This window comes from Brevundimonas sp. UBA7838, assembly GCF_002500885.1.
Taxonomy (GTDB): domain Bacteria; phylum Pseudomonadota; class Alphaproteobacteria; order Caulobacterales; family Caulobacteraceae; genus Brevundimonas; species Brevundimonas vesicularis_C.
Genome location: NZ_DLTK01000055.1, coordinates 17,341 through 37,035, shown reverse-complemented (window position 1 = coordinate 37,035; position 19,695 = coordinate 17,341). Strand labels below are relative to the sequence as shown.

Here is a 19,695-nt window from a genome sequence, read left to right as displayed (position 1 = left end):
AGAAACGGGGGTCACGTCACCCGGGACACGCTGAACGGAATGGGGGAGGCTTTGTCATGATCAACCTGGACCGTGACTGGGAGAACCGTCCCGTCAAATGCACGCTGAAGCCTGAGGAGCATCAGCGGCTTTTGGAAGTTTTCGAGCAGCAGGCGCTTGAGCGGAGGCGGGAGGCGGAAGCTGCAGAACAGACGCTGATTTCCGTGGCGCTAGCGCTGAAAGCCGGGGCGCGCTGATAATGGCAGGGGTGCGCGCGTTAATCGCCCGTACGCGGCGGCTAGAGGCCGCAAAGGTGCATCCTATGCTTGCCGCGCTGGGAGGGGAGGCAGGCTGGGATGCACTGCAAGCCGATGCCGAGGCCGGGATGGCCGAAAACCGCTATGACAGCCGGGACATGCCGATGATCGTAGCGGCACTTCGAGCCTGGCTCAGCTACCCGCTGGACTAGTCTTCCGCAGACGCCCGATCCGGAACGTCAGATAGTCCCGTATAAATTCGTACCTTTCGACAGATGGCTCCCCCTTATAGGAGATGAACGTCTCGTCGCCATCGTCGTCAATGAGACGCTCCTCCTTCCATCCCTCCCTCGGCTGGGTACGAGCAGGCTCATTGGGATGAGGCAGTGCTGGAGCCGCGGTCATAGGAAGAGTCGGGGGAGAGGTTGGTGAAACCACACCCTTCTGCTGGACCAGCACCTGAGAAAGAGGGACACCTGACTCACTGCCGTCGATAAAGACCCATGATTTGCCGTCATGAACCTGTATGGCGCGAACGCGAGCGGGCTGGGAAAGAGTCAGGGCACCGTTGATCTCTACTTGTACGAGGTCGCCAACCTCGACTGCGGATTTGTCAGCGTCCTGTTCGCCGAAGCTCTCGAAATCGTCTTCTTCTGCTGCGTCTGAGGTTGTTAGGCCGGCGAACGCGATGGTCTCATCATAGACACGAAGGAAGGTTGCCGCCGCGCTTTGCGTGAAGCCGTGCTTAAAATGGAGGTCGTCAAGGCAAATGTCATCGATAGGCCTATCGGTGCCCCACATTGCCCAGAACTTTTCCATCGCCTTCGGCTTGAGCGCTGCGGTGCGGATAACTTCGCGTTTGATGCTCTCTTGCTGCGCGCGAACGAATTTACGGGCCTCTTCTGTCAGGAACGTCGCGCGTGCCGGACCTGTCCCCTTGTAGTCGAGCAATCCGAATTGCTTGAGCGCTGCGATAGTTTGAAATGCCTGACTGCTGCCATCAGTCATTTTCCATGCTCGCCCTACCTTATTCGCGGGCGTCTCGTGTCGCCCAAAGGTCTGCTCAAATGCAATCAGCCGCTCGACGGCGGTCTGAAGTGGAATGAATGGAAAGCTGGGGCTCCGATCCTTCGGCGTCTTCGCTTCAACAGCCGTGTCAGACATTGTACGATCTCCCGACCCACAAAGGGTATTTACGGGACCGTATCAGTTTGTGATTGACACGGCAAGTCACAGGCATATCCTGATCATGTTCAGGAGAATCGGCATGCAGAGAAGAGTGAGAGCCCGCCGCGTCTACGCCGACCGGCGTCGCGGGCTCGGAAAAACAGGAAAGGCCACTACCTGGCTCCCGTGACAAGGAAGGTAGCGGCCTTCAATCGGCTTTCGATTATCCTGCCCCCTTCCAGAAGGGGTAAGGAGCACAGGCGCGGGCGGGTCCAAACCCTCCGCGCCTGTGTGCATTTGGAATCTAGAGAATCGCCAGATTTCCGCAAGAGGGCGCGTGAAATGGAGGCTGAGTGTCGATTCGTAGCATTCCGCCACTTACGGTCCGCTTATCGGCGCAATACCGCGGCGAAGAAGGCACGGAGCGCACAGGCATAACGCGTTGTAATAAATGAGAGAAAAGTGGCGCACCCGGAGCGATTCGAACGCCCGACCCTCAGATTCGTAGTCATCGGGACACGCTGATCAGGGCCGGTCAAACAGCGACAATGGGAACTCGGTTTCCGTATCAGTAGACTGATATAAGACAGTTTTTTCTTGCGCATTGCGGGACACTGGACGACAAGCCCGGCCACTAGTCGTCGTTACCCCGCCGTTACCCTGGATGCCAAAGCCGCCTCGCAGTCTCAGCGATCTGCAGATCCGCAACATGAAAGCACCGTCCAAGCGGCGGGAAATCCCGCTGGGCGATGGCCTTTATCTTGTACACGCGCCGACAGGAGCGAAGTCCTGGGCATATCGGTACCGCCACTTCGACAAGCCAAACAAGGTCACGCTGGGTCGCTTCATGTCGCCGACGGACATGCTGCCGGAGACCCTCGCGGCACCGCCGCGGATAGGGCAACCGCTCTCGATCGCTGGCGCTCGGTTGCTCGTCCAACAGGGCCGGCTCGCCCTGGCGCAGGGTGCCGACCCGAAGCGCATCCTTGCGGGAGAGGGGCCAAAAGCTAAGCCCAAGGAAATCGGCGCGGCCTTCGAGGCGTTTTTCAAGGATCACGTCGAGGTTCGAAATAGACCTTCCACAGCGAGGGAAAGCCGCCGGCTGTTCGAAACCAAGGTGCGGCCGTCATGGATGGGTCGCTCGGTCGAAAACATTCGGCGCACGGACGTGGTCGACCTACTACAAAGCGTTCGCGACGGGGGCGCGCCCATAAGCGCCAACAGGACGCTGGCCCTGGTTCGAAAGTTCTTCAACTGGTGCGTCGAACAGGATCTGATTGAGACTTCGCCATGCGGCCGGGTGCGTCCACCCGCGGTGGAGAAAAGTCGCGACCGGTATCTGAGCGAGCACGAGATTGGGCTGGTCTGGCGCGCAAGCGCCAAGCTTCCGGAGCCATATCGTCAATGGGTCCGCATGCTCCTCCTCACGGGGCAGCGCCGGGGAGAAATTTCGCGGTTAAGGTGGAGCCAGCTTGCGCTGCAGGACCGGCAAATCCTGTTCCCAAGGGGCGACACGAAAAACAACAAGCCACATGTTGCTCATCTGAATGCCCCTGCACTTGCCGAGCTCGCGAGCTTGAAGCGGATCAAGGGCTCGCCGGACTTCGTCTTCACCAGTGGTCGAACCAGACAAGACGGAGCCCTCACGCCGTTCAGTGGCTACTCGAAACTAAAGGCGCGCCTGGACGCCCTTATCCGAGACATCATTAAGGAGGACGCCGTGCGCTTAGGCATGATCGATACACCGTCGATGCCAGCTTGGTGCTGGCACGATCTGCGCCGCACGGTCGCCACCGGCATGCAGCGGATGGGTGTCGAACAACGCGTGGTGGAGAAAGCCCTCAACCACATCAGCGGCTCCACGAGCGGGATCGTGAGTGTCTACCAGGTTCATGAGTTCATGAACGAACGTCAGGCGGCCTTTGAGGCCTGGGGTGAGCAGCTGCTGGCTCTTGGAGAGGCGCAACAATGACGACGATCAACCCCTCTTTCGGAAGGCGCGGCTCCTGGCATTTGATCGAAAACGCCCCCATGGCACCACCCGATCAAGCCGCGCGTGAGTTGCTGGACCTGGTCGAACGGCATGAGCATTTGCCAAGCGCCCGATGGCCCATTGAACCATGCGTGGTGCGCGCTATGGCTTTGGAGCTCGCAGTCGAGGTGGCAAACAGCCAGACTGCGCTGTCGGACGCCTTGGTCGGGCTGCTGGCTTGGGCGATGGACCTGTCGGACGTTGCACTCAGCGATCCTCCCGCCTTCTACGAAGGGGGCTGGAAGGGCGGTGCAGAGACCGCCGATCCCGCCGCGAAGAACCTGGCTAGCTTTCTCGACCGGCAGCACTACCAGGCAGCCGGTTCGGCGATGCCCCTGCTCACACTTCGGAACGCGCTAGTGGAACGCCTTGGAGAAACCAAGGCGCCCGCGCGATCGACGCTTCGGCGTTGGCGCATGGAGCTTCCGTACTGGGACTATGTGACTTTCCGTGAAGGCGGTGGCGATACCGAGTGAAGGTATCGCCAGTGACACGTTGCGACAGATTAGACTTTTGAAGGACCTCTGGAATGAGGAGGCCCCCTTGAACGACGCCCACTATCTCACTGCGAAACAACTGGCCGCGCGCTTCTCGGTTTGCCGTCGCACCATCAGCCGTTGGTCGGCGAACCCGTCGCTGGACTTCCCGGCCCCTGTCGAGATCAACCGTCGCCGCTACTGGCGTGAAGATTGGATCGTCGAATGGGAAGGCGTTCAGCAGCGCAGCCGCGACTGACATGGGAAGGGCGAATGTGAAGGGCCGGTCCAAGGCCGGCCCACCCTTCGTGCGCCTCTGGTGGCGGTTGTATGACAATGGGATCGCTGGGAGGCTTAGCCCGGCGGAGCTCAGCGTCCTTATCGCTTTGATGCGCAAGTACGACGGACGGAACAACGGTTGGTTGGCCCTCAGCGTGCGTGAGGCAGCAGCCCGAGCCCGGATCAACAAGGATACGGCGAGCCGCGCCTTTCAGACCCTGGCCGAGAAAGGCTTCATCGAAGAGACCCAACGGGGCGCTTTCGCTTGGAAGGCACGGCACGCATCGGAGTACCGCCTGACTTGGGAGAAATGCGACCGGACTGGACGGTTGCCGAGCTTCACGTACCTAAAGGATACGGCCAAAGCCAATTTAGAACCCGGTCCGAAATGAGGGCGGGTACGGTCCCTCTATTTCGGACACTTGCTCATGGCTCCGCTGCGCAATGGTCCGAAACGGGGGGACAGAGTCCGCGATTGTCCTCGCCCAGTCGGTCCCCGAATTTCGGACACATCTACATCTAGCCATAGGCGGAGCGTACGAAAGACTGCCAGCGCCACGAGGTGGACGGACATGGCGAGACGCGCAACTGACGCCGCCTCCTTCGCCTGGAACCTGTCGAACGAGCCGGCGCCCAACCAAGCTTAGGCACCGCGGGCATGTACCGCTTCCAATCGTGTAGGCCCGGACATAGCATTCGGGTTATGGAAACGAAGCGCTCCAAGCTCCCCACCCTCCGTCAGTTCCAGCAGGGGTTCCCAACGGACGACGCCTGCCTCGAAGATCTAATGCGGACCCGCTACGGCCAACGGCCCGCCTGCGCCAGATGCGAGCGGGAAGCCCGCTACTACCGGGGGCATACTTGAAGCCAAGCACGGCGCTTCTGGTACCCAACTCGCACGCACGCACGCGCGCACGCACGCGCGCGATAGAGAGATTCTCTTTCGGTTATCAGGTCTTCAGATCGGTCATCTGAGCATTATCGCCGAAAGACCGGGTCAACTCGGCCAATGCGGCACCTAGGGTAACTGCCGAGGTAAACCATGCAACCGCGCCATCGCCCCTCTAGAGCCTAGTGTCCGCAGACGATCGGACCCGTCATCGCGACCCGCAACAGGTGGCCCGCTTTACTGCCCTGCCCGCGGGTGGTTGAGATAACCTCACGTCGGTCTTGCGGCTGGTCAGGGCCCGGTTGCCAACCAAGATGGGTCGGCGTCGGTTGTCGTTGCCAACCGACGATCGAGATGGGACGAAGTTTCCGATGCGGAACGTCCTTCTGGCGTTTTGTGAGGCCTTCATGGACGAAGCTTTGATTAGCGACGCGCAAGCGCGTCAGGCGGTGGCTGAGTGGCGTGATCACCAGATCATCGCGGCCGAAACCCTACTTAATCTGGCTGCGACCCACGCTCGGGAAAAGCTGGAAGCTGAGCTCGGCCGTGTGTCGGCGGTCGATTCGCTACTCAACGCCGCGACACTCGCCAACGCCAAGATTGATGCTCTGATGAAGTCTGAGCTTGAAGAACCGCTCGCAGCCTATCTTGCTATCGCCGCTGACGATCTGGCCGCGATCGATCCACGACTGAGTGCGCTCAGCGCCGCCGTGCGCCAAGCCGAGTTTGTGTTCCCTGCATCTGAGAACGCCGCTGCGGAGCGGGCCAGTCCCCTGGCCGGGCCAGAAAGCTTGGAGATCGGGGGTGAGGAGCCCCCCTCGAACCGCGGCTTGGCGGACTTCGCAAGAAACCTGCAGAAGGGCGTGACCGAGCTCACCAAGACAGCAGGCGAAACGGCCGACACGGTCCTCAACGAGCGAGTCGGCCTGATAAAGCGAGTTCGAAGCGCGGCCTTCATCAGGCTAGACCAACATTGGATGGACACCGGCACCCAGACCGGCGCGCTGCTTCACCAGATGATCCGCTGGGTCGACCAGACGGCCGTGGACGCCAGGATCCAGCTGTCATGATGAGCGCTCTCGGCGAGGTGATCCTACGTCAGGCGCCAGAAGCGCTCCGTGGTGGGCTGGGAACCGGCGACTACAAGATATTTGGTTCCATAATCAAAAGCACGGTGACCGGCCGTATTGTCGGGCATCTGCAAGAAGCCGGGGCTCTGGGCAGCATTCTGACTCCGGCGCTGTCCGACGGCGTGCCGATCGTCGGCCTTGGTCTAAAGGCGGCCGGGCTGGCCCAAGGTGAAATCATCCGCCGCGGCGTGGTGGAGCTTCAAGCCCAGGTTGCCGCCGTAGCCTCCCTAGGTGTCGCCAACCTCGCCGTGAGTGCGGCGGGCCTGGGTTTGACTGCCGTTGGGTTCACGGTGATCAGCATGAAGATCAACGAGGTCAAGCGCGAGGTCGGCCGTATGGGTGCCAAGCTCGATAACCTGAGCGATCAGATGAGCCAGCTTCGGCGCGACTTCATCGATGCGGATTTCAGCGAGGTTGAGGCCATCGCCAAGAGCTATGACGAAGCCTGGCATCTGAGCGGGCCTGCTGCGCTCGTCCGCTGGCACGATGTGGCCAAGGCCGCGCTCAGCTATCAGACGCGATTTGAACTCCGGGCGGACCGCCTCTTGAACACAGGGGGCGGCCACGCCGAGGTGGTCGATCCGCTTTTGGACGCAGTCAGCCTCACCAACAGTCTGCGGGTGTCGTCGCTGACAGCCTGCGAAGAGCTGGTCGCCGCGCAAACCGCAGCGCTCGACGGGGGTCGAACCATGGAGCGGCTAACAGGATCGATCGGTCTCGCGGACTTAAGCCGCTCCGCGCGAAGCACTGGCAGTCCACCAGTCGGCACCCCTCGTTGGGCTCTAACTCATGCGAAGGCCAACCGTGCCAGCGAGGCGCTCGCGCGCAAAATCCGCGCCCGCGAGGCTGCGGCTTGGACAATCGGCGCTCCGGTCGCGCAGCTCGCCCGAGCAGGGGGCAGCGGCCGCCGATGGTTAGAAGCGGCTCGCAACGAAACCACAGTCCCCGTGATCTTCCTTCCGGCGGCAGGGTGAAGAGCCTGCGGGGGCGATGAGACTTCGAACACCGTTGGGAGGATGCCTCACCTGCAATCAGCCGGGGACGAAGGACGACCCCGTTCGGCCAAGTCTCTAGAAAGCCCTCGCTTCAGTGGGAAGAGGGGCCTCAGGGCACCACGTGAGGAACAAGCAGGCTGGGATCGGTTACAGTGACAGCGTAGCTGGACTGGCTGTCCGTCAACCAGCAGAGCCTATTCAGTCGTCGATTTCGAACTCGACAGGCCGTAGTTCTCGCCCAGGTACAGCGTCGAAATACCAGGCGAGCGAAAAACCGCTGACAGCCGCGCATTCCCCGTCATTGACTTGCTCGATCACCAAACTCACGACGCCGAGGGGATCAAGGCCAGTTAGCCAACCCTCGCGGATCCCCGCCTGGATTTTTAGGACTTCTGCGACAAACGCCTCGCACATCCGGCTCCTGTGTAGCGCCTCCATGCTCAGGCCGACAGCTAGCTTCTCCACGGCCTCGTCAATCGCACCATCGAAGAAGCCGGTGTCGAAATCGTACACACCAGCAACGACACGAACCGCCCCGCCTGTGATCTGCGCACGACTGGCATGCTTGGCCTCCCCCCGTTCGATAGCGATGGCTAGCGCCTCCTCTACGTAGACACGCTCCTGGCTCATGCGGCGGCCACCATCTGCTGGACTTTGAGCGACCGATCCCAAGGCCGCCCCGCCCCGAAGTGTCCCTCGCGCGCGCAAGCCTCATACACAGGAGCGTCGAGGTTAAGCCGATCGATGAGGGACCGAGGCGTGAACAGGTCAGCAACGCGGTCGGCATGCCAACCGCTTCGAACTGCGGCTTCGGGATGTTCGACATCGATGTGGATGGCCACAGGCTCAGCCACGCCGATCGCGTAAGCGAGGCGCACTTCAGCCGTTCCAGACAGACCGCCTTCGACGACTGTGCACGCAAGCTGTCGGGCCCCGTAGGCGGCGGAACGGTCGACCTTGGTGGCATCCTTGCCAGAGAAGGCTCCGCCGCCATGGCGCCCGATGCCCCCGTATGTGTCGACGATGATCTTGCGCCCTGTCACGCCTGCATCGGCGACAGGTCCACCTTGGGTGAACGCGCCGGCGGGATTGATGAGAAGGCGAACGTCGCTTTCCAGGTTCGGAAACACCGCCTTGATCACCGTTTGAAGCAACAGCTCGCGCAGGTCGATCAAGGCGAGCTCAGAGGCGTGCTGGCTGGACAGAACGATAGTACGGACAGAGGCGCGGCCATCACTGGCGATCTCGACGCTCACCTGCGCCTTCGCATCTGGGCCGAGCACACCGTGGATTTGGCGAGCTTGGGTATGAGCAGCGATCAGGCGGCGTGCGAGTGCAAAGGAGAGCGGCAACCGTTCCGGTGTTTCAGCCGTCGCGTAGCCGAACATGATCCCTTGGTCTCCGGCTCCAAGACGTTCGTCAGACTCCAGACCGGCCGCAATCTCCTGTGCCTGTTGGCTAAGGGCGGTCCGGATCTGCAGCTTGTCGACATCGACGCCCCAACGACCGTCCGTGTGTCCGATTGATTTGAGGGTTTCTTGAACGGTACCCACGACGTCCAGGTCGACGGCACCGCTGAGCTCGCCGAACACCCAGACTTCATTGTCCTTGATGGCCGTTTCGATCGCGACACGGGCGCGCCGGTCCTGGCGGAGCGCTGCATCAAGCAGCGCGTCAGAGACTTGGTCGCAGATCTTGTCGGGGTGGCCCGGGGCCACAGCTTCCGACGAGAGGAGACCGGTGAGTGGCTGCAGCCGGCCGAACGTGAGCTTGGTCATGGCGTTTCCATCCCGAGCGAGCCGAGAACCCGTGCTGAAATGCGCCGCGATTGCACCCGTTTATTTGCCATCGGCCACATCCCCTTTTGGGAGCCACCTTGCCCGGGAAGGCAGGTTGGCGACGGCCACAGCGGCCGCTCTCTTGATGTACTTGTGAGGGTGGCAGAAAGACCTGAGGTGTTCAAGCGTCCATCGTCAGCGCAGAAGGAGCAACTCGGCTGGTTGCCCCCTAGCGCACCAGACGATGGCGTTCTGCTCGAATGCACACCCTAGATCGCAGGCTTGGGCCTTGGGGATCCCGAGGACGGCAAGGCTAGGTTCCGGGGGCCAGTCCCCAACCCGGCCCCTGCCCTCTCCCTCCAACCAGGTTAGACAGTTTGTGTTAAGCGTCGCCTTAAGCGCGTCTTGGGCTTGGTTGTTCTCGCCGTCAGAACGGGCCTGACTATAGGGGTTGTAAGCCGTGACGTAGGCCGCCTGATCGACGCCATACCACCGCATCAGCGCATCGAAGGCAGCGGAATGCGTGCCGACGGTGATGACCAGTTCAGGCTGACCGAAGATAACGAAGTCCGTCTCGCGGAAGGCATCGATCAGTGCCTGTTCCAGCTTCGTATCGGCGTAACGGATGGTTCGATGGTCGACCTCTACAGCACCTGAGGCGCGCCTCCTCCGCCACTCGTTCTGGGGTATCGCGGCGATCGCTTCACCTATTGCGTCGCCTAGCCCCTGACGGTCAGCAATCGAGAGCTGCTCGACCAAGCGCTTCGTCTTCTCGACGTCACTGGTGGTGTGCCAAGCAGCCAGTATGAGCGGCAGCGGCACCGGACCCTCAGCGAGGGCTGTGATGTTCAGCCAGAGGCGGTGCCAAGCCTTCGGCTCGGGACATACGAGCCCCGTATCGATGAGACCGGTGATCCGTTGTTCTAGGTGGCTACGGCGCATGTCCGTCTCATGCCACTGATCCCCAAATAGGGGTAAGGCGTTTATGTCGTCATGCACTTGCTGCCGTACCTGATCGAACCAGGCCTCAGATTGGCAATCTGACGATTTAGTCCAAGTTGACTGATCTCCTGGGCGGACTGGCAGGCTAGGGTAACAGCCGGGGTATCGCCGTACTTGGTCACGGCTAAGCCGGGGCCGTTTACCGAGCGGACCTTCGGAACGTCGGCCCTGGGTGGTAGCGGACAACTGCACAAAGCCAGACCGCAGTCCGCTCTGCGCCATAAGCGGACATCGGGTGGCGTCCGCGAACTGGACATGTCGCGCTGATCACTTCCTACTCTTTGCGGGCCTGCGCAACGTCGTTGCGCACTACGCCAATAGCATATTGAGGCGCTCAACAGCCTCAACCATTCGGCCGGTGGTAAGGCACCTGACGCCCGTCGGGTCGTAGTCGATCAGGACTCGGCCACTGAGATCGGATGCAAGCGCCCGTTCAGCCGCGCCAAGTCGGCGTGACCACGTCTGAGCCAGACATTTCAACCGACGGGCTTTCAATTTGTCGGGGGATCAGCAAGGGCAAACGCCCAAGCTAGGCTAACACACCCGTCTGGTAAGCTCAGCGAGCCATACTTCAACGCTTGGTGCCAAACTCATGGAACGCCATGGCCAGACTCAGGCCCTCTTTTTTGCGTCAGATGGGCGATCGGGCCGATCTTATCGATCCTCCGAACAGCGGCTGAAGCGCGGCGAGGACACGCTGAGCGATACCTATCCCAGCCCCGTAGGATCGCAACCATCGCTTGAACCTGAAGCAATCAGTGTTAGATCAAGTGGGAACCTAAGGCGATGTCCTCGACCGCCCCTCGCTCCTGTGGATCCCTAGACCTCACAGCGCGCGGTGCCACCTAAATGTCCGAAGACAGACCTTGATGCCCCTTAGCTTCGCGTCCCCACTAAATGCCCCCGTCTCAATGTTGACGGAATGGTCGGTGGCGGACGCGGATCAATTGGCGAACGCCGTTGCCTGGCTCTACGTCCAGAAACGCGACCATGCGGCGCGGATCATTCAGGCTCTCGAGCCCGGCGCCGCCGCCCTTCCCGGCAGTGTGGTTCAAGACGCCATAAGGGCTCTTACGATCGAGACCGGCGATCTGGTGGTCGACCTGCAGTCGGCGGACGACGCAACGCGGAAGTCGGCGCAGGCCAAGCTGAATGTCCGCATCGTGCACCGTGACGGCCTCCTCTTCCAGCACGTCTCTTGGATCGCTGCGTATCTGGCCCTGCCTAACACCCATTCAGCGCCACCCCACGTCCGCACCGCCGACAAGGGCTTCGACGGCGTCATTCTCGACCTCGACCCCGCCGCACCTGGCCTGTCGCGGATCATCCTGTGCGAGGACAAGGCCTCGACCAATCCCCGCAACCTCGTCACTCAGAGCATCTGGCCAGAAATCACGGCCATTCAGGCGGCGGGAAAGGACCGGGAAATCCTAGCTGCAATCACCGCCATCCTCGCGACCCTGCCCGGCGTCGATAGCGAAGCCGTGATCGCGGCCACGACCTGGGAGGGCGCCCGCGCCTTTCGCGTGGCCCTGACTGCGGACCCCGCGCAGGCGAAGGACGCGAGCTACGCCCACCTTTTCGCCGGTTTCGACGACGTCGCCGGGGGTGCGATTGAAAGCCGAATGGCGGAGGTAATGCCCGTCCAGGCCGTACGCCCCTATCTCGCCGCCCTCGCGAACGCCGTAATCCTCAAGCTGAAGGCCATGGACTGATGTATGACGAGGTCACCAGCCGTCTCATCGCCGGGGCGCCGCCCCTGGAAGGATTGCAGCCAGCCGATCTGCGCGAGGAGCTGACCTCGGCCTATGTCGAGATCGCCGCCGCCCGCCTCGCCATGGGCACCGACCCTGAAGATCGCGCCACACTCGACGGCATCGTCCTGCGCATGGGACGGATGGCCGATGCCTACGAGGCCCGCATCGTTCTCGGCCTCGATCCCTCCCGCAGCCGCGCGACCGCCTTTGTGGCGGCCTCGGCGCGCCAGATTATTGCGACGGCGGGACGGCTGGCGCGGGGAGCAGAAGGCGAGGATGGCGCTTTTGACGTGACGACCCGGCTCGACGAGGATGCGATCGGGCCCGAGCTCGCGGCTTCTCTCCTGTTCCTGATCGCCGAACGCTCGTCAGACGCCTTTGAAGCCGCCCGCGACGTCGTCGCGGCCGGCGAGCCCGATCCGATCCGGCGCGCCCTGATCTTGGCCGTGGGCCGTCTCGCCCGGGGCAAGCTCGCCGACATCCTCGAAATCGATCCGGCTGCCGAAGCGCTTCGCGGTTCCGATCTTTCCGGCTTCGCTGTCGATCTCCTGTTTCGCGAACTGCTCTCCGGCGTCGTCGAGCTCGCCGCCTTTGGCCTGGGCCGCGAGGGAGCGGAAAACGGTCTGAGCGACGCTCGGGCGCGCTTTGCGCGGGTCCGCGATCTGGCCGTCGACGCCGAAGGTTTGGCACCGGCCCTCGTGGCAGATATCGCTGCGCCGTCCGCTCGACGCTCGGCAGCCGTCTTCAGTGGGCCGCACCATTTGGCCAGCCTGCTTCTGCGCGCGGCCGACATCCTGGGACAAGGCCTGCTGGTCACGACACCGGCGCCTTTTGGCTCGGATCCCGGAGCTTGGGCGGCCTGGATCCGGACCGAGGCCGCCCGATGGCCCTATCTCTGGGAGAATCACAGGCGCGCGGTGGCAACCGGCTACCTCGCGGCTGGACAGTCCCTCATCATGACTTCCCCGACTGGCTCGGGGAAAACGACTTTGGCGGCCCTGAAGATCGCCGCCGCGATCACGGCCGGCAAGACCGTGCTCTACCTAGCCCCTACTCACGCCCTCGTCGGCCAGGTTGAGCGAGACCTAAACGAACGGATCGGCGCCATCGTCACGGCCGAGAGCGTTGAGGACGCCGACTCTATCGAGGATCTTCGGGTCCTGCCCGCCCTCGCCGTCCTGACCCCGGAACAGTGTCTCGCCCTCCTGACCTTCGCACCCGAGCTCTTCGCCAACGTCGGGCTAATGGTGTTCGACGAGTTCCACCTGATGGGGGCTCCCGAGCCGGACGTTGGTGTCCGGTCGCGCGTGGACCGTCGGGCGATCGACGCCATGCTGTGCCTGCTGACCTTCCTGTCAGTATCGTCAAGCTCCGACCTGCTGCTTCTGTCCGCCATGGTCAGCAACGCGCCCGAGCTGGCGCGATGGCTCGCCGTCCTGATTGGCCGCCCCGTTCATCCCTTTGACGATCGATGGAAGCCGACCCGCCAGCTACGGGCCTGCGTCACCTACGCTCGCCGCGATCTCATCGCCGCACACATTGCCGCCAACACCCCGCGCGGCAGGCCCGAGGCCACTCCCTGGGGGCTGTTCTCTCTGGCGAGCGGATGGAACCCGGCCGCCGTCGACAAGCTGGCCTTCCGTCCCTTCGCGCCTCAGCCGGTTGCGTTGAGTCACAGCCAGAGGCCGGTCGGCCGGCGTCGCATCACCGCCAACCGGCTTCAGGTGGCGGCCGCCATCGCGGAACGCTTCGCGCGAAGCGGCCAGAAGGTCATTATCTTCTGCGACAGCATCACCTTCTGCGTCAGCGTCGCCAACGGCCTGAACCTCGGACAGGCCGACCTGCCGCCGAACCGGGACGAAAGCCAGACCGCCTGGCGCGACGCGGCTATTTCCGAGCTGGGCGACGTCGCGGGCGTCTACGACGCGGGCGATCGTCGGGCGGCCGTGCATCACGGCGACCTGCTCCCCGACGAGCGGAGGCTGGTCGAATCCCTGTTCCGCGACCGCGACAGCGGCTTGAACATTCTCGCCGCCACCTCGACCTTGGCCCAAGGCCTCAACCTGCCCTGCGAGGTGGTCATCCTCGCGGGGACCGACCGGCTCGACGATGACGAGGACAGCGAGACCTTCCGCAAGCCTCTCGCACCCCATGAGATTCTGAACGCCCTGGGCCGTGCAGGACGTGCGGGGCAGGCCGCGACCGGCGTGGCGATCATCGTTCCCGGCGAGCCCATCGGGTTCGACCCTTTGACGAAAGCCCTCGACGAGAACATCGACCTTCCAGTCGTTTTCGCGGAGGGCGATCAGTGCCTGCCGCTTGGCGATCCCTTGGCGACCCTATTCGATCAGATTGAAGTCGCCGGCGTCCCGACGCCTGAAACGGACTATCTGCTCCGGCGCCTTTCAGACGTGCTGGGCGACGACGGCGAGGCGTTCGAGGCCCTGGCGCGGCGCACCTTGGGCTTCTACCGGCGCGCCGCGCTCAACGCCCCCCAGGCCGACGCCTGGATCGCCGGACGGCGCGCAACCCTTGTCGCCGCGATCCGGGCTCGGGCCGAGCCCCCCGCCCTGCCTTGGGAGGAGGCGCTCGCCGCCAAGACCGGCGTCAGTCGCCGGCTAATCATCGCCTTGGCCCAAGCCTATCCGGGAGCCCCGCACAACCAGCCGGACGCCCTACCCTGGGTGCTGTGGCTGCTGGATCAACTCGATCCCGCACAGCCGGACTTCGACACCGTGCTCCGGCCCGAAGCCCTGGACCGGGTCTTTGGACGGGCCTTCTCCACCCAGCCCGATAACATCGCGCGCCGACGCGCTGGTCTGGACGGGCTGCGGATCGTCCTTCCGGCTTGGTTCGCCGGAGAGCCCCTTCTTATGATCGAGGCAAGGATCGCCGTCTTTATTGCCGCGACGGAGCGCGACGTGAGGCGGCCGACCGGCCCCGATCCCAAGGCGAAACGCGCCCGACGATTCGCCCAGAGGCTGGCGTCGGATCTCGGCTATCTGTGCGGCATCCTCAAACAGGTCTCTACTGGCCTCCTTGCCGGCCTGGGAGCCGAGCCGCCGCCGATGGTGACGGCCCTGCCGCAACTGATGCGCAAGGGCTTCCAGACCCCCTACCACTTCGCGCTCAGCCGTTCCTCCCCCGCGCTCTCGCGCGTGGCGGTCTATGGCGAGTACGCCGCGATCGAGCACCTTCTGACTCGCGATGCTACCGACGACTGGACAACCGTGCGAGAGAAGATCACCAACGCCAATGTTTCACTAATCTTCAGCGCGCTTGAGGACGACGATCCATTGAGCTGACTCCGGCTCGCGGCCGATAGCGGACATTCCGAACTTCGCTCGAGGGTCAAATTCTGACCGACGGACAACGTCCTTCAAATGTTCGCTTCGGGTCGAAAGTGGTCCTCTGCACGCGAGCCACAACCGGTCATCGGCGGAACCTACGCTTGCCGCGCCGTACTGGGGTGTCGGAGCGCCGTCTTCAAGAACGGTGGTCGGCAGATCGCGCGCAAGCCCACTCATCACGTCATGACGATCGTCGCACCTGCCCCTGGCGGCTGGGCGTGGAAGACGACCTTGCCTAGGCACCCCATGCGGCGGCACTGCACCCGCTGGCCCCAAAGGCGATAGTTCGGCCCCTTCACTTGGGCGATGCGCTTCAGGTCGGCGATAGCGAGGGAAGCCGATAGCCTCAAGAACAAAGAAGAACAAATCTGTTGACCGCTCGGGAAGCGTTCACCCGACGTCAACCACAGGATCAGCGCGCGCGTGGCTTTCGGCCTGGGCGAAGAGGTGGAGGCGGCGCGGCAGCCCCACCGTCTGGCTCGCGGAGGAGTTCAGAGACAGGAACCGAAAAGCATGCAGCCAGACGGTCTAGGACGTCGAGAGACGCGTTGCCTAATCCTCGTTCGATTTCGCTGACGTAAGCCCGATCAAGGCCAGTGTCGGCTGCGAGCGCCTCTTGGGACTGGCCTCGTGCAGTGCGCAGAGCGCGTAGGTTCCACGCCAAGAGTTCCCGCCCGGTCATAGGCGACACGAGCCTTGGCTGGGCCGCCTAAACCACGGGATATGGCCTACATATTAGAATGGACGCTATGGACCCTGTCTGCAGTTCGGGAGCGAGAGCGACAGTGGATGAAGCGAACAAGATGGTCCGGCGCGGGCAACGCCTGATACGCATGGTCAGCGAGCTGCATAGGCTGGGTTATCAGCGACTGCGCATCATGCCTTACGAATATCCCTTGGCATGGCGGCTCGCGATCGGGCCGCGAGACTTGTTCTCGACGGCCAATGGAGCATGGGCGGAGGACGACGGTGGTTTCTCCGCCTACTACAGCAGCGCCTCAGGCAAGCAGTACTTTGGCTGGATGGATGCCGGCCAGGACAATGCGAGGCAACTGGCCGAGAAGTTCATCCAGAGATTTCCGGACGTCTGTGAGCGATCCGTGGGGAGAGACTGGCTCTACGCCGGATGGCTGAGCGAACTGTTGGGCGTCCTCGAACGATTGAACGCCCTGCCTATTGCAGCGGCCGAGTACCTGGTACCTGGCCCCATGGAAGCTCGCTTCGTGACCCTGCGGTCCTACGGTGGGAACGGTGCCGATACCGAGTTCGCCTTGCCTCCGCCGGGCGAAAGACGGGTAGGGTGCCGACCCCCAAACCTGAGTTTCGCTACCACCGACCTGCTGGCCGGGTTCCAGGCAAACCCCGATCCGTTCGACCTGCGTGCCTTTCCAGCCGTCTCAGCACTCATCGGTGTCGCAATGGCCGTCGGCAGCAAGATGTTTGCGGCTCGCGACGATAGCGCCGAGCACCACCTCCTGCCACCGATCGCCGCTGCCTTCTCCGGGAACGACCCCAACTACACGATCGATAAAGCGTGGTGTCGTCCCGAGCGTTTAGGGCGAGCGCTGATCGATCGGTTCGGTCTGCCTGTCCATATCCTTCCGGATGACAGGTTCGAGTCCTTGGTGCTCCTCGGCCTCGAACACGTCTCGTTGGCCGTCAGAGCAATCCTGGCCAACACCAAAGCAAAGGCGGATTGGGAGGGCGTCACGTGGCCTCTCCTCACCGAGGTTCACACGCTCGCGGCGTCCGTCTTTGTGGGCTCTTCGGCGACCCTTTTCCCTACACTCACCCTGGATGACCTGGTACGACGGAGCCTGCGCAATTAGGCCTCAAGCCTAGCTTGCTCTGGCCTTCAAGTCGGTCAGGAACTCTGATCCGGGGCTTACGGCTGAGACCAGCAGCCGATCCCGCGCGCGGGTGCAAGCAACGTACAGGAGGTGCCGTTCGGTAGTGTAGACCTCGTCCAGCTCCACCTCGTCCACCACCGTGTCGATCCGGCCTTGAAGGGGCAGCACCCCGTCATCGCAAGCCATCACAGCCACGACCTTGAACTCTAGTCCCTTAGCGAGGTGCATCGTCCCGATGGCGACGCGGTCGCTCACGGCCGCGCGATGGGCCGACAACTCCTGGGGCACGAGACCGGCCCGCTCGACGGCGCTGCGGGCCCGTTGGAGTTGTTCTGTCGATCGTACGAAAACCCCTATCTGAGCCGGGGCCACTCCCTCTTGAACCGCCTGCGCGACATACTCGGCTACGGCCGAAATCTCAGCGGCCTCGGTCTCGGCCAGGGTAACGACGGGCGCAGGCCCTTCGAACAGGGAGATCGTCGTACGCCGATCCATCGACTCGCCGTCGGCGTCGCGAACCTCCCCCGGCAAAAGACCATCGGCTGCCTTCCGGATCTGCTGGGAGGTTCGATAGTTGACGGTCAGCGTCGAGGCGCGGCCTCGAACATCGACGCCCAGGCCCTTCCACGAGAAAGGCTGCTGGAAAATTCTCTGCCCGAGGTCTCCGGCGAAGAACAGCGCATCGCCGTCATCCGGGGCGATCGCGCGAAGCAGCCTGAGTTCAGGCACGCCGAGGTCCTGCGCCTCGTCCACGACGATATGTGTGAATGGCTTGTCGCCACGAGGCCGATAGTGATCCGTCAGACTCCCAAACACCTGCGCCCATGTCGTTAGACCAGTATCGGCGAGCCGGCGTCGCGCGTCCTCAAAGATGGGCCAGAGCCGGTCCCGCTGTTTCGAGCCCAGGCGGGCCTTGCGGCCCACACGCGGAACAACGCTATAGGCATCAGCGTCGGCGACCTGCCAGGCGTCGATGACGTTCGACCATTCCGCCAGGAGGAACCGGGTTGAGGCCGCGTCGGGATCGATCTCGGCCCGAGCACCATCGAGCGCCTCCTCGATCTGCGCGACGGTCGCAATCCTCGGCTTGCGGCCGAAGACCAGTTGGAACAGTTCGTTCGCTAGGCCTTGGAACGACGTCACACGGATGCGCGGGATGATCGACGTGTTCGGTCCAGCAAGGATCGCGATCTTCGCCGCCAGATTCTCTGCCAGAGGATCAGAGAAGGTGGTGAGCAGTACACGCGGGTCAGGATGGCACCGCAGGGCCCGTACAGCCCTGTGGAGGGCAACAACCGTCTTCCCGGTACCGGCGGAGCCCGTCACCCGCGCCGGGCCACTGTAGGCCCTCTCCACCACCGCCCGCTGCGACGGATGCAGAAAGACTGACCAGGCGTCCCATGGCGCATCGAGGGCCGCTTGGAGCTCGTCCGAAGTGGCGATGACGCGGAAACGACGCTGGGCGTCCGGATGGTCGAACGCATCGCTGGCTTGGGCGAAGGCCACCACCTCAGCAGGCCGCAGGATGCCGGTGGTCGCGTATTCCAGCAGCCCCTCCCCGGCTTCAGCCGGAAGGTGCGTGGCCATGTCGAAGAAGTCATCCTCGTTGGCGGCGAGGACGGCTTCGAGCCAGTCCTCGGGCACGCCGACAGACAACAGGTCGTCGGGCGTCAGTCGTTCGAAGATCCTGCGAGCAGAGGCCGGCTCCGATCCAGCGGCAAGCGGTTCATGCCTATGGGTGAGCTCGGCCTCGACCATCTCCTGGACTTCGACGATCTGGACGGCGCCTGTCCTCGGATGGACGTCGATGCGGCGCCGTTCAGCCCAGGCATAGGCACGGTCGTGATGATCGACGTAGGCGACGAGTGTGCTGCCGCCACTCTTGTGAAGGATCAGGCGGATGTCGCGGTTGACCCGGGCCGACCAGAAGTTCGCATCCTTGGATTTGTCGATCCGATGCATCTGCAGCCCGCCCCCCGTGGGGTCGAGTTGCAGATCCATGGTGCTGATCTTCACAGCCTTCTGATCCTGAGCCGGAAGGCGTGCCAGGGCGGCTGTGAAGGTGTCGGCGATGATGATGTTCATGATGTCATCGCGTTTGTAAAAACAGTCGGAAATCCGACGCTATCCCACTCGTCGAACACCTCAGTGCATGGCACGCGACTGATCTCATCGAGGTATGAAATCACTCCGTCCGCAAGGGCGACGATCTGGTCGACAACGAATGATGCGGGTCCTGACACCGTAAGGCGGACCGGAGCGAATTGCTTCACATGCAGCGAGCATAGTTGAAGGTGCATTGAGGCTATCGGCGACCGCCCGACTTCCGAGACCCTGAACAGCTCCCATGGGTTGGACCCGTAGCGCTCGATGAACTCTCGACCCACCGATTGTCTAAGTTGACCCTGCGCCCAACTGATCTCTTTTACGGTGCCGAGCGTTCTTGCTGAGGGTTGAGTAACTGCCGGCACTCTCCACCAAGACTTCCGGGGACGGTCTGTGCAGGGGTGCTTAGGCCAAGGCGGCCCCAGCTCGTCGAAATATACACGGCTGCCAAAGGCGTTTTCGAAGTAGAAAACAGGTTCGAAACATTCTGGGCATTTCGCGTTGGGATTTACAAACGTGGATGTCCAACGATCAGCCTTCGCCTCGGCTAGGCGAGCCTTCGCGTTGCGTTCCTCAAAATACTCTCGTGGAAGCCTACCGCTGCCCCCGCCCCAGCCGCCCCCGCCTGCGCACCAGCCGCATGGACAA

16 protein-coding genes and 1 riboswitch are annotated in these 19,695 nt (G+C 62.9%); of the genes, 10 read left to right on the top strand and 6 right to left on the bottom strand.

Annotated features, from left to right (window positions below):
• The first annotated feature begins 56 nt into the window (after positions 1-56).
• Positions 57-236: a hypothetical protein gene (locus B3T77_RS04145; protein WP_088582196.1), complete on the top strand. Its 180-nt coding sequence runs from the start codon at positions 57-59 to the stop codon at positions 234-236.
• A 65-nt stretch (positions 237-301) separates the two neighbouring features.
• Positions 302-448 carry a hypothetical protein gene (locus B3T77_RS04140; protein WP_292077506.1) on the top strand — a complete coding sequence of 49 codons (147 nt, stop codon included), beginning with the start codon at positions 302-304 and terminating at the stop codon, positions 446-448.
• On the opposite strand, the gene B3T77_RS04135 is transcribed toward B3T77_RS04140, so the two are convergent.
• On the bottom strand, positions 429-1,400 hold the full coding sequence (locus B3T77_RS04135; protein WP_292077502.1) for a hypothetical protein: 972 nt from the start codon (positions 1,398-1,400) through the stop codon (positions 429-431). The genes B3T77_RS04140 and B3T77_RS04135 overlap by 20 nt on opposite strands.
• A gap of 667 nt (positions 1,401-2,067) precedes the next feature.
• Between B3T77_RS04135 and B3T77_RS04130 the strand changes: the two genes are divergently transcribed.
• The 5 genes from B3T77_RS04130 (at position 2,068) to B3T77_RS04110 (ending at position 7,183) form a co-directional block, all read left to right on the top strand.
• Positions 2,068-3,375: a tyrosine-type recombinase/integrase gene (locus B3T77_RS04130; RefSeq protein WP_292077500.1), complete on the top strand. Its 1,308-nt coding sequence runs from the start codon at positions 2,068-2,070 to the stop codon at positions 3,373-3,375.
• Entirely contained in the window at positions 3,372-3,911 is a 540-nt protein-coding gene (locus B3T77_RS04125; protein WP_292077498.1) for a hypothetical protein, read from the top strand. Before B3T77_RS04130 ends, B3T77_RS04125 begins: the two co-directional genes overlap by 4 nt.
• Positions 3,912-3,978: 67 nt before the next feature.
• Complete coding sequence (locus tag B3T77_RS04120) at positions 3,979-4,170, top strand: hypothetical protein (RefSeq protein WP_292077497.1); 192 nt, start codon at positions 3,979-3,981, stop codon at positions 4,168-4,170.
• A 1,316-nt stretch (positions 4,171-5,486) separates the two neighbouring features.
• Complete coding sequence (locus B3T77_RS04115; protein ID WP_292077495.1) at positions 5,487-6,149, top strand: hypothetical protein; 663 nt, start codon at positions 5,487-5,489, stop codon at positions 6,147-6,149.
• Positions 6,146-7,183: a hypothetical protein gene (locus tag B3T77_RS04110; protein WP_292077493.1), complete on the top strand. Its 1,038-nt coding sequence runs from the start codon at positions 6,146-6,148 to the stop codon at positions 7,181-7,183. Before B3T77_RS04115 ends, B3T77_RS04110 begins: the two co-directional genes overlap by 4 nt.
• A gap of 219 nt (positions 7,184-7,402) precedes the next feature.
• On the opposite strand, the gene B3T77_RS04105 is transcribed toward B3T77_RS04110, so the two are convergent.
• The 3 genes from B3T77_RS04105 to B3T77_RS04095 form a co-directional block, all read right to left on the bottom strand.
• Entirely contained in the window at positions 7,403-7,834 is a 432-nt protein-coding gene (locus tag B3T77_RS04105; protein WP_292077491.1) for a hypothetical protein, read from the bottom strand.
• Positions 7,831-8,982: a methionine adenosyltransferase gene (gene metK, locus B3T77_RS04100; protein WP_292077489.1), complete on the bottom strand. Its 1,152-nt coding sequence runs from the start codon at positions 8,980-8,982 to the stop codon at positions 7,831-7,833. Before metK ends, B3T77_RS04105 begins: the two co-directional genes overlap by 4 nt.
• A gap of 50 nt (positions 8,983-9,032) precedes the next feature.
• Positions 9,033-9,136, bottom strand: a riboswitch (SAM-I-IV-variant riboswitch).
• Between the two features lie 41 nt (positions 9,137-9,177).
• Positions 9,178-9,924: a DUF3293 domain-containing protein gene (locus tag B3T77_RS04095; protein ID WP_292077487.1), complete on the bottom strand. Its 747-nt coding sequence runs from the start codon at positions 9,922-9,924 to the stop codon at positions 9,178-9,180.
• A gap of 989 nt (positions 9,925-10,913) precedes the next feature.
• On the opposite strand from B3T77_RS04095, the gene B3T77_RS04090 reads away from it, so the two are divergent.
• Together B3T77_RS04090 and B3T77_RS04085 are read left to right on the top strand one after the other, a co-directional pair.
• Positions 10,914-11,699 carry a hypothetical protein gene (locus B3T77_RS04090; RefSeq protein WP_292077485.1) on the top strand — a complete coding sequence of 262 codons (786 nt, stop codon included), beginning with the start codon at positions 10,914-10,916 and terminating at the stop codon, positions 11,697-11,699.
• On the top strand, positions 11,699-15,046 hold the full coding sequence (locus tag B3T77_RS04085; RefSeq protein ID WP_292077483.1) for a DEAD/DEAH box helicase: 3,348 nt from the start codon (positions 11,699-11,701) through the stop codon (positions 15,044-15,046). The genes B3T77_RS04090 and B3T77_RS04085 overlap by 1 nt, the downstream gene beginning before the upstream one ends.
• 457 nt (positions 15,047-15,503) lie before the next feature.
• On the opposite strand, the gene B3T77_RS04080 is transcribed toward B3T77_RS04085, so the two are convergent.
• The gene (locus tag B3T77_RS04080) at positions 15,504-15,773 is read right to left on the bottom strand and encodes a helix-turn-helix domain-containing protein (protein ID WP_292077482.1); all 270 of its coding nucleotides are present in this window, start codon (positions 15,771-15,773) and stop codon (positions 15,504-15,506) included.
• Between the two features lie 103 nt (positions 15,774-15,876).
• On the opposite strand from B3T77_RS04080, the gene B3T77_RS04075 reads away from it, so the two are divergent.
• Complete coding sequence (locus B3T77_RS04075) at positions 15,877-16,920, top strand: hypothetical protein (RefSeq protein ID WP_292077481.1); 1,044 nt, start codon at positions 15,877-15,879, stop codon at positions 16,918-16,920.
• A 9-nt stretch (positions 16,921-16,929) separates the two neighbouring features.
• Here the strand turns inward: B3T77_RS04075 and B3T77_RS04070 are convergent, their stop codons facing one another.
• Positions 16,930-19,026, bottom strand: coding sequence for a 3'-5' exonuclease (locus tag B3T77_RS04070; RefSeq protein ID WP_292077479.1), 2,097 nt, complete (start codon positions 19,024-19,026; stop codon positions 16,930-16,932).
• Positions 19,027-19,695 lie beyond the last annotated feature (669 nt).